General features: G+C 75.0%; 1 pseudogene. It reads right to left on the reverse strand.

Annotation, left to right across the window (positions count from 1 at the left end):
* A pseudogene (locus E1182_RS30760) lies at nucleotides 1-563 on the reverse strand (permease); the annotation flags it as partial.

Genomic DNA, 563 nt, shown 5'->3' on the forward strand with positions numbered 1-563 from the left:
GTGGGAGGTCGCGGCGGACCGGATTCTCCCGGAGCAGCCCGGAGCGGGCCAGCCAGAGGTCGAGCACGGCGACCACGGTCAGCACCAGCGCCCACCCGCCGGGGCCGGTGATCCGCTCGTACGCCAGCAGTGGCACCACCGGTTGCGCGGCGAGCACGGCCGCGAAGCGGGGCGCCCGCAGACCGGTGCCCCGGGCGTACCCGAGTGCGACACCGGTGGTGACCGCGAAGATCAACCCGGAGTACAGCGCGCCGGAGGCACCCCCGTTGCCGATCCGGTCCACCGTCCACAGCGCGTACCCGGCCAGCGGCACCAGCAGCAGGCCGACCGTGGCGATGGTCTCGGCGGTGGAGGTGAGACCGCGGCGGGCCAGCACCGGCGGGGCGAGCAGCAACAGCACCGTGGCGACGAGCAGGATGCCCAGCCGGGCCAGTGCGTCCATCGAGCTGGTGGCGAGGGCGGCGAAGACCACCGCGGCGACCGCGAGCAGCAGCGCGCCGAGCCCGAGCGGGATGTTCTGCACCTCCCGCGAGGAGGCCTCGGGCGGGTGCTCAGGGTCGTCC

Origin of the sequence: Micromonospora sp. KC721, from assembly GCF_004348355.1 — a bacterium.
GTDB lineage: Bacteria > Actinomycetota > Actinomycetes > Mycobacteriales > Micromonosporaceae > Micromonospora.